Here is a 13,717-nt window from a genome sequence, read left to right on the forward strand (position 1 = left end):
AATAATGAATCTTTTACGAAAGTCTTGCTGCCAAGTGTTGGAAAAATAAATTGTACTAAATCAGAGAGTTGACCGCAGTTTTGGAACCGGACACGCACCTGAACTCTTCGTGAAACACGCCAAAACCCAGGAAATTCCCGCTCCATTCCGGGGCGCGTTTAAATCCCGTACGCACCCGTCAGAAAGAAGTCATGCAGCGCCAGATTTTCGGACGCGTCGCTGTAGCTTGCGCCGCTCACGATGATCTTGCTGGGTTGCATATCCATCTCTGAGGCGGCCTTTTCATAGCCTGCGATCACTCCGTTAGAATATGCCTGAGCCTGCAGAACAGGCCCGGCAAGAACAATGACTTCTGGCGCAATGGCAATCGTCAACGGGACCAGATTGCTGCCAAGCGCATAACCGGAGTCAAAGAAAACAGACGACACAGGACCGGCGTTTCGATTGGAACATGCAACAGCAGATTGGATCATTTGGCTGAATTCGGTGCCATTTTTTCTGACATCCTTGTCCAGCTTTGACACATCCCTCAGAATGGCACCCCCCGAGGCAAGTTCGCTTAGAGTTTGTTCACTCTCGGTGTTGGAAGAGGGCACCGAAACCTTGATGTCGTTAATCCACCCTTCATCCGCCAGACGCCGAACGATCCTGCCACCGATGGCAATACTCGCCCCCATGCTCTGCGAAATATGCGCCAGGAAAACACTGGCGTGCTGGCTCTTGAGACCAAGGTGTTTGTCCATAAAGTGGCGGCACAGGGCATCCCCGTTGTTTTCGACGCGCACGCGACACCGCAGCCGTTCTGAAAACTGTTTCTGAATGGGGAAGTTGGGCCAGTTCAACAGAACAGATTTGGTTAGGAAACCGGACTCCACACTGATCGACCCGGGAATTGTCACCGTCGCGCCAAGGATGAGCCGCCCGTCAAGCAGGTTGTCGGCCACCAGCTGGTCAATATAGGCGCCTATGAATTCAACCGTGTTGGGACCAGACGCCGTTACGTCGACCGGGATGATTTTCTGGTGGTGTTGCGTTCCTGAGATATCGACGATGGATATCAGCCGCGAATAGGAAGAAATACTGACCGCTATCAGGTAGCCGCCTTGAGCGTGAATACGCAGCGCAACTCCGGGGCGTCCGCGTTGGTTGCTGTCACGCACAAGAGGCGCCTCGACACATATCCCATCGGCGATCAGCTCTTTTGAAATGCGCGACAACGAGGCAGGCGTAAGATCCAGACGATCTGCCAGTTCCTGCCGTGAGATAGGTTCAGGTTCACGCAGAACCTGAAGAATGCGTGCTCTGTTATTGGTCCGAATGTCGTGTAAATGCTGACGTTTTATGAGAGGTGTTTCGGATTTCAAGAAAATAGTCTTTCACACGCGAGGCATAATGCAGCCCCAGATTTGCAACATATTATAGGGCGTGAACGAAGAATTTAAATAGCCAGTTAAGGATCTCGGACGCGTTGAGCCGGAAATCCGAACCACCCGACATGTAACACGCCTGCACAAATCCTGCACATCTTGAACGGTTGAGATGCACATCCGCTTGAGACAAACCGGTATAGAACAAAAGAACGATAGACCACTTTGGGCAGGTTTTGCCGTTGCTTCGGCTCTGTTGGCAATCGAGCCCGTCAGATGGTTGCTGCAAAGCTGACGTGACCCGTCATACCAGTCTGATGGCGGATTGTATGGTCTGTTGATCGCCGGATTTTTGGTCTGTTCCTGATTGCCGCCTCAGTCCGGCTGGCCGGGCAGATGCTGGCGATCAACATCCTCAATGCTTTGGCACTTGCGATCGACGCATTTGCATTGGCCGCCTTCCTGCGGGTGGACCGGCGTCGGATTGCTTTGTCTCCGCTTTTGCCGGCGGTGCTGTTCCTGTTCTGCCTGCCGTTGGGGCACCGGGGTCAGCCTGTTGCGCTGTCGGAAATGGAACGCAGTTATTTTTCCACTCACGGTGGCACTGCTCAGAAGGCACAGATTGGACCAATGGGTGTGAACGCGGTTCGCGCAGCATCGCCGCTGCGTCACCTGCATTCCCTGTCCACCTGCCTGCTGAGTCTGGGCTACGGCGTCCGGTTTTTGGGCACGCGTTTCGAACCGCTACCCACGTCAAATTGCGAGGCGGCCGCTCCTGACGGGAGCGTCTGGAGCGTGGCAGTCAGCTTTGTCTCGCAGGATGGGCGCGAACGGCTGGGGTTGGCGAAGCGGTCTGGAATTGGCTCAGCGAATCTTCACGCGTTTGGCAATCGATGCCAACGCATTACCCCGAAATCCATGCCCTCTGCTGACCGCGCAGCCTATGAGGCTGCGGCGCTGGTCATTATGGTATTGTTCATGGTCTTTGGAGTAGGTCTGGTTGGGTGGCTCTTGTTGCGTCTGATGTCGCGCCCAGTGCGCAGTCTGCGAGATGAGGCGCGCGCCATTGCCGATGGCGGAAACCCGACGTCGACGCCTCTTAAGCATTACGGGACGCGTGAGTTGGCAGAGCTTGGGCACAGCATGCTGTCGATGGCCGATAAACTGCGCAGCCGGTCGCATGAAATCGCGATTTATACGGATCATGTGACCCATGAACTAAAATGCCCGGTTACGTCGGTTGCTGGTGCGGCCGAACTTTTGGAGGGGTCTGCGCTGTCGCCGGCAGACTGAAACAGACTGTTGGACAACATTCGCACCGAGGCCGGGCGCATGAACACGCTTTTGTCCCGTTTGCGCGAGATGGCCCATTTGCGACAAGCCGAAAAATCGGGACCCGGGCGCCTGTTGGACATGATCCCGGACATCGACGGGCTGGCTGTTCGGATTGCTGAGCCCAGCGATGAGATGCTCCCTCTCTCTCAGGAACATGGACAAATCATCCTGGCTCATATGGCGCAGAACGCCCGCGCTCATGGGGCAGGGGAATTAACCCTGTCGTTCACCCAAAATCGATTGCGCATTTGCGATGATGGTGAAGGGGTGTCTGAGGGCGATTTACCGCGTCTGACCGACCCATTTTTTACAACGCGGCGCGAAGAAGGTGGCACCGGTATGGGGTTGGCCATCGTCACCGCTCTTCTCGAAGGGTATGGCGCAACGCTGACCGCAATCGCGGCGCCGCAGGAGAATGGGCAAGGGGCGATATTTGACATCCAATTCGCTGAAAACCCGCCGAATTGACCCTCGGTCGTGATGTGGGAAATCAACATCCCAAACCCGATGTCACGGGTCCAGAGCTTGCGCATTCGCCAATTAAGAAAGTGAATACGCAACAGCGCTTTCGATCAACCCGCCAATGATATTCGGGTCAATCTGTTGCAGATTAGAGAAGTTGATATGGCGGCGAAACTTTCCTGTTCCAATAAGAACCTGATTTGGATCTTTGAGGGCGGCGCCGTTGCTAAAGGCAAGCTGGACGTGATCCTTGTACTGAAAGAGGCCGCAAAACTGAACTTCCTTCTCGTCAGGCTTCAGCGTGTAGAGTGTGCCGCCATATTTCCGAAGCGTTTCCACGTCTGGCGCGGATTGACGGATAATCTGATCAAGTCTCTCAACAATTGCGTCCTGTTCAAGTCCATTCATAGCCTTAGCTGAAGTCCCTGTGGATGACGGTTGAGATTAAGGACGCGGTCCTAACTTCTTAAGAATTCAAAGCCGTTCGCAACACGCTGCGAACGGCTCTTTGTAATCTTACAAACTCTGTAGGGCCGAGCATAAACTTGCACTGTGTCGGCTCGTTTATTGAGAAAATTTCATTTTCATAGCGCTAATTTTGCACTCGATCTTGACCATAACTTTGCACCGCAAACTTTCAGGTATTTACGTGCGTTTATACCGTTAGTGATCAGCACGGCGAGGGCATATCCCAGGGCGCTTAGTACAAATGGCCAAAGGACATCACTTCTCCCACAAAGAGTTAGTTTGTGTGGGAAAACGGCGAATACCAATGGATCAAAACAATCCGGGATTGTAGACTCAGCGCATATGAGTTCTGCCAACTGCATTTAGGAGGTCGGGTTGGGACAACCGAACCATTATGGCATTGAACTCCCTGCACGTTGCTTGCAACTGGTTGACGGTCTTTGGGAGCAAGCCGAGAGCATCCACGGAGGCAACCGCCCTGACCTCGGGCCCCTCACAACAACTTTCCTAATCTCAATGGCGATGCCAATTATCAACTTGCCGATAGAGCGGATTGAGCGGCACATCAACAAAGATCCAGGCTATGCGGATGATCGGAAAATCAACGAAAAAGCTGTGGAAGCTTTCGATGCGGTGGTCAGAAAAGGCACACTTGCCGCGGCACCTTTCTATGAGGATGGCGCCTGGTCATTTTTAGCTCTGCGTGAAGAACCGCTTTTCAACATAGCGGATGGTATTCCCCAGGAAACCGCAGACAGATTGGGCAGTGATGAAGCTTCAGAGAATGCGCGCCGAATGCCTGCTAACCAATGGGTCAGCATACTTCGCAATGCTTTGGCTCATGGAGGTATTGTCTATCTCGATGAAGATGGCAGGAGTGGCCATGACCGTCCTGTGAAAATGTATGCATTTGTCAACGGGAAGTATGGTCGTCGGGATTGCCAGCATGGAGAAGGTCACTGCCCAACCGGTCTCGGAAACCTGGAAGGGCTGAACATTTTGCGCATCAGCGAAGACAGTTTCAGGAGCTTTTTGAGAACATGGGTGGAATGGCTTCAGGAAAGCGAACAACAAGCCTGACCCGCTTGCGAGGTTAGTGGCCTCTGTTGGCATGCCCTGACCAGGGACCCACTTCAGAGCTCAATTGTCCTCGATCTCTTGCCATCAAACACGCACAAACTCCGCATTTTTGATTTCCGTCCAATCGAAAAATCGCGGTTCAAAACAACCAAATTATAAGAGCCTTCTGACACTCTCGTTGACGGGTATCTAATTGCATCGAAGCCGAATGTGCGCGCGCAGTCGGCAACGAACCGTGAAAACACATAGGCAGGTTTTTGGTAGCCATGATTGTCTTGGGGGGTACTCAAGAGTGCTGAAAAGATCAGGGCATTCAGCAGATCAGTGTCGGCACCATGACTGTCATACGGCGAAACGAGATCCAGAACCTTCATATCAGCTTCAAGAGAAATTTCAGCAATTGCACATTCAGACTGCCTCAACTCATGGAAGCATGTTTCCTTACTGTCCCCCAAATACAAAGCAGGCTTTCCCGCATGATTGTAACGTCCCTCACTCACATATTCGGGAGCCGCAAAATCAAACTGCTCGAATTCAAAGTTCTTCAAACCCGTTAACGCGCGCGCCCTAAACATACTTGATTTTATTTCACTCGTCGCAGTTTCTGCTGCCAAACTTCCAAGGGTGTTGAGAACCTCGGAAGCAAGCTCATTTTTTAGCAGAAGGAACGGTGTATCTTGAGCCAGGGTACTGATTTCCTCCACGTTTTTTTCGAAGCCCTCGGGGATATCAAAAGGGAAGTTATATGGGTACAAGGTGTATCCGAGCTTCCCGCTGCACCTGGGGCAGTCCAAATCACGGGCGAGACGCTCAAACTGCTCCAGAGTATAAAACGCGTTTATCCGAGACCCATCGTAAAAGCTATCAAGTTGAATCTGGTTTTTCTGAAACTCGCAGTCATCTGCAGAGTTCGCCGCAGGCCACTCTTTCAGAAACTTCTCATAACACTGATCGCAACAAGCGATGTCAGCAGTGAACCAAGAATCCAGCTCTTGAAGGAACACATCTTCAAAAACTGACTCATCTAATGGATGTGTGGGGGCAGGATGGGTCACTATGTTTTCTCGCAAAAAAGTTGCCAAAAATGCCCATTCAAATCTCAATGGGTCAACGGTTGTCGATAGCGGCTTGCGTATTGCCGCTGCCGTTCCTTCACCCCTCGGGAGTGTACTCGGACGCTGCGCTCGAAGTCATTTTTACAGGCTTTGTTGATTGGCGCTGATTTCGCAGATGAACTTCGGTCTGGTCGATGCTTGGATAGACGGTTGTGGCGTTGATGTGAAGCCGATCAAGCTGAGCGAGTAGGGTACCATTGGTGGACGACGTTGATGTCATTCTTCAACCACGGGGCCGACCTCCTCTCGCCCCCAATACTTTTGGTACTCTGGGCCGTGGCTTTCTGGTTGCTGCCCTTTTTCGGGTTTGGCCATTACGATCGGTAAAGGTGCGGGTAAATCGGGGCCGACAATGATTGCCTCGCCCTGCGACAGGGATGGGATGAAAGCAGCGGCGCTGCGATCCAAGTCACCACATGCCCTCTCGATGGTTTCCCGATCTCGATCATTGGTTAGTCGATGAACAAAGAGTGTCCCGAGTTGACTGAGAACATCCTGTGGTACATCTCTGGGGCGCTGCGTCGCAATAACAGTAGTTAACCCATACTTTCTGCCTTCCTTTGCAATTAAGCCGAATGCATCAAGGTTAACGCTATTGAATTCGTCGCCCACAGTCCGACCAATAAACTGGTGTGCTTCATCCAAGCTGCAAACGAGCGGGTTCTGGCGAAACCGGCCTTGCCGCGCAAGACCGAGCAGGTAGCGCCCCAGCGCATTCAGAAGCAACTCTCTCGTGTTATGCTTGAAGCTGACTTTTTCGAATGACAGGACCATTGCTCTGGCCTTCGAGTCGGTCAAGAAGCGCTCAATCTCGCTACAGATATCCAGACCATCGCTTGAAAACAGGCATGCCAACTCAGGAGAAGAAAGAAACGTCTCAATTCGTATGATCAGCGAGTTAGAGTATCCAACTGCATTGTTATCAAGTTGGCCATATTTCGAGGCATCATTGTTATGCACTGGCCTTACACACTCGTTTCGCACCTGTCGTGAAAGTGCACTGAAATCGAACGGACAGGTTTCAACAGAAAGATCGTCTGCAAGAATTAGCTCGGCTTGACTGTATGCGATGCGGCTCTGATTTGCTTTTTCAATGGTGCCATGATCCTCGACCACGATATGCCCCACAGGATCGTCACCTCTATGTATCATGATATTCAGCTTGCCACCGTTCTCCTCTACTGGGAACCGTTTTGCGTCAGCGGTTAGAACCCGAGCCATGCGAAGGCTCTTAGTGGCACTCCGAAGGGCCGGGCCCTGACTTTGACCAGTCGGGGTTAGAAGGGCGTGTAAGTCCAATTCCGAAAGGTTCTCGCTGGGAAACCGCGCTAAGGGCTGATCTTCATCGCCAGCTTCGCCAAACGCGTATTGCCACGCGCCCGTCACTTTGCCGGTGAATTCGCCGGAAGGATCGAAGAGAATGCATTTCCCACCGATACGCACGATCTCATTGATAAGGCGGGAAACCGTCCAGCTCTTCCCGCCGCCGGTCGCACCAAAGACCCCACAATGACGGCCGAATAATTTCTCTGGTGGAATGTCGAGCGCCGCATCGTCCAACCCAGAAAGGTGACCCAATCCCACGAGCAATCGTTCACCATCACGCCCCACGTCACCTTCAAGGGCATCCTTGATGGAATTAGACAGCGCCCCGCCTTCTGCGAGGTAGACCCCATCACCGACCCTTGGCTGAGTATTGATGCCGCGCGTCACCTTACGAGTGGTCTTACTCACGGTTGCCAATAACTGGACACGACCCTGCGGCTCTACCGTAGGATCGGTTTCGATCTGGTGCTCAATGACGTTTCTCTGCCTGTCTGGGATGCCAACCTCAGTCACGCGCCCCAAGATCGCAGCGCGGTCGCAATCGACGAACACGAAGTCGCCCACGGAACCTTTGGCCAGCCCACGCCGACCGAGGGCGGCAAGGGCGTTCGGCAGAGTGAGTTCCACAGCACTCGCAGTCACCCGTGTGACCGTTCCGATGCGCTTGGACGGGTCGATTAGGGAGGCGGGGTCAGTCATGTGCCACCGCCCTCGCGCAGCTTCTCAAGCCGATCCTGCAACAGCTGGCGATCCGTTTTGCCTGATATCATCGGCAACGCGTCGGCAAGGTCTTCGAAGCGGCCATTCAACATAGTGATGCGCGTATCGCCCTGCTGTACAAGGCGTGCGATCTTGCTCTGGTAGCGGCGTTGTCCACCCAGATCGAGGTTGATTTCCTGTGCTTCTTCATCGAATAATTTTTGAGGCTCTATGAACCCACGATCACAGAGCACGAGGCGAAGTGACAGGTTCGTTTCGATGGCCGACCAGATCGGAGCGCTGATGTGGTCATCCGCGAAACCGAAGCCGGAGACAATCAAAGTGGTGTCGGGTTCTCGGAGCGCTGCTTGCAGGGCCGCAAACATATCGAGATAGGGGCTATCGAAAGCTTCCTGATACTTGGAAGAGCGTGGATAAATCAGGACTGGCTTGCGGTTTTCTCCGGGGGCATCGGCGCTGCGAATAACCACTTCATCAGACTTCCGCCGCCAATCCACCGATCCGTGCAGCTTGTAAAGGTGAAACACGCCGTCGAGGTAGTCGGCCTTTGCGCTTGAAGCAGCTCGCCTTACGATGTCATGGTCGAAGTGATCTCGATTGAACCGCTGTTCGGCACTGTGCGAGAACCCATCGATCAACACGACACCGAGGCGTAGGCCCGCCGTCTCAATGCACAGATCGTAATTAGTGGTGAACAGCTTCACTCTGGGCTTCTCTGGGGATCGGCGAGCGAACTTGCGAAGAAAGCCAGTGTGCGCTGGCAGCTCGGTGTCGCTGCGTACGAAGCCGACCTGTGCAAGAATTTCACGTTCTGCGGTGGCTGCAAATTCTTTCAGATGTTCCAACCGCGCCCGATCAGGGAAAACGTCATCCTTTTCAGCCCGAACCTCCAGCAATTCGATGGACATCTTGCATAAGCTCAACAGGGCTTCGATGTTTTCGTCACCCTCGGCTGGCACATGTCCTATCACTGAGTTTGTGATGTCGTTGAACGCAGCCTCGCCGCATTTATTCTTGACCGCCTGCCAGAGATGCCACATTCCCGGCGCATTCGGCCCACCTTCGTTCTTGGCCGAGAAGGATGCCCCAGACCCCAACAACACTACAACATTGGTTGAATGCAGCGCCGCCAACAGGGCCTCTTCAACTTGATCCTTGCATCCTGCTTTGGGTTTCTTGCTGGGGTCGTCTGGGTTTTCTTTCTCGCCATCCCACCGCAACCACTTGCCGTCGCGCGTCAGCTGGCGAACTAATTCCTTTTTACCTTTAGGTTCCCCATCCCAGAAATTGGCCAATTCACACCCCCGCTTTGCAATTTTGAGATGAAAGTAGATCAGTCACCTCAGATCGTAAATGAGCCCGGAGACACCCCAGAGGTTTTTTTGAGGGTGGTCAGGGAAAAGATGATCAATGTCTGATCTGCTGATTTATTGGTGAAAATGGTAGGCCGCAGCGAAAGCTCGGAAACCTCCCTAACTGTAAGAATGAGATTCTATTTCCGTGAACGCTCAACTTCAAGGCGATGTTGAGTTCTCGCCTGGCCGCAATCACTTAATTTCACGAAAATATGGCTCTTCACCGCTCCCAAGCTGTCCCATCCAAGTGGGCAGAAACCACTCGCGGACAATGTCTTCGAATGTTTGTCCAATGGCAGAAAATTGCTCCCATGACATCGAGCATAGTTCGTGAAATTGCAGTAGTGGCGTGAGGGCCTTGTCGTCACCCTTCAGGAAGGCGTCAATCCCGCGCAAGATAAGGCCCAGCGTATCCGCTTCAATGTTCTTGATAATGAGGTCCAGTCTTGTCTTATAGTCGCGCATCAGTTGCCAAGGTATATCCCGCTCCCAAATCGGCATCGCGCGCAGTCGATACGCGAACCTCTCGATCATAGCAAAGTTGCTGGGAAGCTTTTCGACGTAATCGTGGTCAGCGAACTCACTGAGGATCCATCGAGCTTCACGGTACTGGAATTGTGCGAGATTAAACATGCCATAGAGCTTCGCGCGGGTGGCGAAGAATCGCATCACCTGAGCCGACCTCGGATCGGTGAGTTTGTTCCCGGCGGGAATGAGCACGGTGACGGAGGCTTGCTTGGTAAGATCAATCCCACGCGGTTCAATGACCTTGTCGTAATAGTCGGTCAGGCAAACGTAATAAACTTCGCTCTCAACGAGATCGCATACAAACAGCATCAGCGGAGTAGATGGCCCCATGAGTCGTGCGTTATCAATCGTGTCAGTATCGACGACAAAGCGCACGACGTCGAGTTCGTGCTCTGCATCTCCGTCTTGAGGGTCGAGACCCTTTTCGACGTTGCCTCGAGGTTTGATCGGCTCGATGCCACGTTTAAGCGAGGTTGTTGACTTGAGCTGCACAAATAGGAATTCCCCCATTGTAGGTATTTTTCCTTCTTGGCGCTCAAAAACTTCGATAGTGACGTCGACGCCGTAGTCTGGGTGCAACTTGCGCATCACCCATTCTTCAGGAAGCAAATTGGAGACTAACAGCTCTGAAGCGTCTTCCTTCATATGATTGTCGACCCGGCTTTTTGCCATAACTATATCCTCTGGAAGATTTACTACTCTGAAGCCCGGGGCTGGCACGGCGCTCAGAAAGCCCATTTTGATCTTGCTAAGTTCTTCAATTTGGTTTCTTGGCCGACCTCCGTTGCGGTATCGGTAAACCATGAAAGTGAGCATCCGCAATTACTGTTCAGAGCCAGTATTAGCTCAGCCCAGCATCTGCAGGTTCCGGATCGTCCACATATTCTTCACCTACTCCGACAAGGTGCTTCTCGTAAGTATTCTTGAGATACCTTAGGGCGCTTTCCGTATCGACATTTGCGTTCAGCTTCTTCTGCACGAAATACATGCGGGATTTGCAAGCGGCCAGTACCTCGGCCCAGCTTTTTACCCATACCTCGACATTGCCTTCTTCCGACATGTAGACACGACCGGGCGGGCTGTTGTGCTGGCGTGTCTTTCGTTTGGCAGTTTCGTCCAGTTCGTTTGAGATAACCCAAAAACTCCACCTTGTCTTAAGGTGCCGGAAGCGCTCATCCTCAATTACCGCAAAGGCGTATTCTTCGATCTGATTGATTTCTGCTGATCCGATCTTGCAGCTTGGCCGCTTTAATTCCACGACGAGATGCTCACACTCACCTTCGCGCTGACGTGGGATCGCCCTCGATAACATCAAGTCCACGATACCGACTTTGCCATCCACCCGAGTGACCGGGCGATCTATCATGGTTTCTTTCCCGATGAGTTTTTGATGCTTGCGAAGCACCTCTGTCAAGGACTGGTCGTCCACGGTCATGTGGAACTCTTCGCCGAAAATCCACGTGTTATTCTCGGCGATCAAACGGTGCAGTTGGCTGCGCTCCTTGAGGTGTTTCTTGGTGTCCGGGTTGAAAATAAGAGCTTCAAGCCCATGAGCGAACTTGAGCCGGTCAGATACAAGACGAGCGGCACTGATGACGTTGGCCAAATCGGCTTCTTCCAGTAGTTTGGACATTTCCTTCTGTGTGCGCTCTGGCAGATCCAGTACTTCGGTCAGAATATGCTGAAGTTCATCTGGGCCGCGCTCAATGGCCTGCCGGAGCATTCTCATTTGGAGTGCTTTGCTCTTTTTACTCTGCACCTTGAAGTCAGGCAGGTGCTTGTTGACGTTTAAGGCGACGATATCGAAGACCTTGCGCTCTGCTTTTTCAACTGGGGATTGCGGTTCCGCTCGAAAGGGATAAACCTCTTCCTCTTTCCATTGGGCGATCTCGGTCTGCGCCGCCTCTGCATCCTTATTGTCGAAGTGTCGTTTAATGATTTCGGCAGCCGCGTCTTGTGTTTCAGCAAGTGCTGGTGCGACCAAATCGGCAAAGTCGAGTTCACCTCGTTCTTGCAAGTCGTCAATATAGCTGGATTTCAGGTAAGCAGAGAACCGATAGCCAGGGGTATGGAACCGGGGTGCCAGGCGCTGGAAGGGGAAGCCATGCACACCACAGAGGAAGAACCAGCGCTCGATCGCAGATTTCCATTCGATGAGGTCGAGCCTCACCGAATGTGTTTTAACCTCTTCGCCTTCGCCTTCAATAATAGAATCAAGATCAAAGCTGACCTTTTCTTCAATCGCCTTGTTCGGGTCCAGCCGCTCGGCCTCAACGTAAATTGACACATCCTTGTAGCCAGTCAGATAGAGCGCAAAGATCTCTGATAGCGACTGTACTGATTTTGCCGGTTCGAGAGACCGGTAAGTACGGTCAAGCTCGGACACCACGACCTCGACACCTGTTCCGAGTGCTGGTTCAGCCTCTTTTGGCTCCGTTACGCGAACATCGACCAGATCATCTTTGAGCAGCGAAACCTTGTACCAGAACAGCTTGCCGTCTTCCCGATAGCGCACAGTCCATTCAGCTGAACGACCCAGTGCCAGCGCCTTCAGGCGTCCTTTGCCCTCTTTGCCATGGAGGATGCGGCCCTTGCCTTTCGAGCGGTTCCCATTGCGTTTCCATGATCCACCGAGCTTGCCGAATAGTTCCTTGATATCGCTTTGCGGGATGCCGTGGCCATTGTCCCGGACAGTAATAGACCGCATGGCGAAATCGTCGCTTTCAATCTCGATGTCCACGCGAGTGGCGTCAGCATCCACTGAATTCCAAATTAACTCAGACAACGCCTTGACTGGATCGGCGCTTGACAGCTTTTTGAGATGATCACGCTCTACCTGTACTCGGAAATGGGTGTCTGCCATAATACCTCGGCCTCATGATTCAATCTAAAATTTCGACAACCCTAAGCGCATGGAGCCAAAAAGAGCAACTCACGTGAAGTAAATGACTTGGTCGGAATGCCTACTTTGACAAATCGGCCTGATCCGCTCCCATGAACAGCGAATTGCAGCAACCCGCCCACACTGAAGAAATGAAAACCTGTTTTGGCGAAAACCCAATTTCAAAACGAAATTGGCATGCCAACAAGGCTTTGCCAACTTGTCAGCTCTGATCGTCGCCACCATCCTCTAAAGGGAAGCCTTTTTCATCCTCAGACGGATCAAGAACGTGATCGAGCTTTTGGTAAGGGGCGGTCTCTCGAAATTTTTCCACGAGTTTGGGATCATCAACGGGATCCCGGCCGCGCGTCCAAACCAGCCAGGTGAAGTAGGCCACTGTCACTGCTGTCATTAAAATACAAACGATCAAGAATGCGATTTCAAACAAAGTCACTTTGATTTCTCAGCAACAGGCGGGACCAATAAGTCGTCGAGCCCTTTTACAAGATCCGATAGAGCGACAAGTAACCCACGAGTTGCCTTCCCATCTTGAAAGGCGCCGACAGTTTTAATCCCCTTTTCGTCTAATTTCTTAACCAACGATCGGGATGTGGTGTCGAGCTGTTTGGCCAGAGATGACACTTGGACGTGTGTTGCTTGAAATGCAGCAAGTGCTTCAGGGGTGATAATTCTCGACAGACCTCGGGAATGGCTACCGAGGTTATGCTCTATCAAACCAGCGTCACACCAATGTGCAATACATTGCTCTTTCCAGCCTGTGATCCGGGCAACTTCTTGGACCGTCCATCCTTCACCGCAACGATGGCGTTTCAATATGTGTTGCACCTGCGTCTTGAGAAAAGTGAAGTCGGCGAGCTTTCCCGAAACACTGTCGAGGGCAGGTTTCAGTGCGCCCGTCGCCATCTTTTGATAGACTTCGTGTTGAATGTCATTGATAACTGACCCGGTATTGTCACCGAGATTTGACCCGCTTTATTTATGTATCGGCGGCTATGCTTTGGTCAATATGGTGGCCTCCTTTGTGGTTTTCTTTGCAGCTTCTGAACTGGCCTTGAAGCG

At 52.4% G+C, this 13,717-nt stretch carries 12 protein-coding genes; 3 read left to right on the forward strand and 9 right to left on the reverse strand.

What is annotated here, in order from left to right; genetic code table 11:
• Positions 1-158: 158 nt before the first annotated feature.
• Entirely contained in the window at positions 159-1,364 is a 1,206-nt protein-coding gene (locus ABJI08_RS14215) for an ROK family transcriptional regulator (protein WP_348402504.1), read from the reverse strand.
• A gap of 399 nt (positions 1,365-1,763) precedes the next feature.
• On the opposite strand from ABJI08_RS14215, the gene ABJI08_RS14220 reads away from it, so the two are divergent.
• Entirely contained in the window at positions 1,764-2,660 is an 897-nt protein-coding gene (locus tag ABJI08_RS14220) for a HAMP domain-containing protein (protein WP_348402505.1), read from the forward strand.
• A gap of 9 nt (positions 2,661-2,669) precedes the next feature.
• The gene (locus ABJI08_RS14225; protein ID WP_348402506.1) at positions 2,670-3,170 is read left to right on the forward strand and encodes a HAMP domain-containing sensor histidine kinase; all 501 of its coding nucleotides are present in this window, start codon (positions 2,670-2,672) and stop codon (positions 3,168-3,170) included.
• Between the two features lie 72 nt (positions 3,171-3,242).
• Here ABJI08_RS14225 and ABJI08_RS14230 read toward each other — a convergent pair whose 3' ends face one another.
• A complete protein-coding gene (locus ABJI08_RS14230; RefSeq protein ID WP_348402507.1) occupies positions 3,243-3,572 on the reverse strand; it encodes a DUF1801 domain-containing protein in 330 nt (109 codons plus the stop codon).
• A 435-nt stretch (positions 3,573-4,007) separates the two neighbouring features.
• Between ABJI08_RS14230 and ABJI08_RS14235 the strand changes: the two genes are divergently transcribed.
• The gene (locus ABJI08_RS14235; RefSeq protein ID WP_348402508.1) at positions 4,008-4,712 is read left to right on the forward strand and encodes a hypothetical protein; all 705 of its coding nucleotides are present in this window, start codon (positions 4,008-4,010) and stop codon (positions 4,710-4,712) included.
• 53 nt (positions 4,713-4,765) lie between these two features.
• On the opposite strand, the gene ABJI08_RS14240 is transcribed toward ABJI08_RS14235, so the two are convergent.
• From ABJI08_RS14240 to ABJI08_RS14270, 7 genes are all read right to left on the reverse strand, one after another.
• Positions 4,766-5,767, reverse strand: a complete 1,002-nt coding sequence (locus ABJI08_RS14240; RefSeq protein WP_348402509.1) for an RES family NAD+ phosphorylase — start codon at positions 5,765-5,767, stop codon at positions 4,766-4,768.
• Positions 5,768-6,043: 276 nt separating this feature from the next.
• Complete coding sequence (locus ABJI08_RS14245) at positions 6,044-7,852, reverse strand: ATP-binding protein (protein WP_348402510.1); 1,809 nt, start codon at positions 7,850-7,852, stop codon at positions 6,044-6,046.
• The gene (locus tag ABJI08_RS14250; protein ID WP_348402511.1) at positions 7,849-9,168 is read right to left on the reverse strand and encodes an SIR2 family protein; all 1,320 of its coding nucleotides are present in this window, start codon (positions 9,166-9,168) and stop codon (positions 7,849-7,851) included. The genes ABJI08_RS14245 and ABJI08_RS14250 overlap by 4 nt, the downstream gene beginning before the upstream one ends.
• A 252-nt stretch (positions 9,169-9,420) precedes the next feature.
• On the reverse strand, positions 9,421-10,428 hold the full coding sequence (locus ABJI08_RS14255) for a DUF4365 domain-containing protein (protein WP_348402512.1): 1,008 nt from the start codon (positions 10,426-10,428) through the stop codon (positions 9,421-9,423).
• 169 nt (positions 10,429-10,597) lie between these two features.
• On the reverse strand, positions 10,598-12,619 hold the full coding sequence (locus tag ABJI08_RS14260) for an ATP-binding protein (protein ID WP_348402513.1): 2,022 nt from the start codon (positions 12,617-12,619) through the stop codon (positions 10,598-10,600).
• Between the two features lie 241 nt (positions 12,620-12,860).
• Entirely contained in the window at positions 12,861-13,091 is a 231-nt protein-coding gene (locus ABJI08_RS14265; protein ID WP_348402514.1) for a hypothetical protein, read from the reverse strand.
• Positions 13,088-13,561 (reverse strand): hypothetical protein, encoded by a 474-nt coding sequence (locus ABJI08_RS14270; RefSeq protein WP_348402515.1) that lies wholly within the window; start codon positions 13,559-13,561, stop codon positions 13,088-13,090. Before ABJI08_RS14270 ends, ABJI08_RS14265 begins: the two co-directional genes overlap by 4 nt.
• Positions 13,562-13,717: the final 156 nt, after the last annotated feature.

Origin of the sequence: Shimia sp. (assembly GCF_039969785.1) — a bacterium.
GTDB lineage: Bacteria > Pseudomonadota > Alphaproteobacteria > Rhodobacterales > Rhodobacteraceae > Shimia.

What these genes read in the sequence shown, in the direction of transcription:
- ABJI08_RS14220 (WP_348402505.1), top strand. Translation starts at nt 1,764, where the DNA reads ATGCTGGCGATCAACATCCTCAATGCTTTGGCACTTGCGATCGACGCA.
- ABJI08_RS14230 (WP_348402507.1), bottom strand. Translation starts at nt 3,572, where the DNA reads ATGAATGGACTTGAACAGGACGCAATTGTTGAGAGACTTGATCAGATT.
- ABJI08_RS14245 (WP_348402510.1), bottom strand. Translation starts at nt 7,852, where the DNA reads ATGACTGACCCCGCCTCCCTAATCGACCCGTCCAAGCGCATCGGAACG.
- ABJI08_RS14255 (WP_348402512.1), bottom strand. Translation starts at nt 10,428, where the DNA reads ATGGCAAAAAGCCGGGTCGACAATCATATGAAGGAAGACGCTTCAGAG.
- ABJI08_RS14260 (WP_348402513.1), bottom strand. Translation starts at nt 12,619, where the DNA reads ATGGCAGACACCCATTTCCGAGTACAGGTAGAGCGTGATCATCTCAAA.
- ABJI08_RS14270 (WP_348402515.1), bottom strand. Translation starts at nt 13,561, where the DNA reads ATGGCGACGGGCGCACTGAAACCTGCCCTCGACAGTGTTTCGGGAAAG.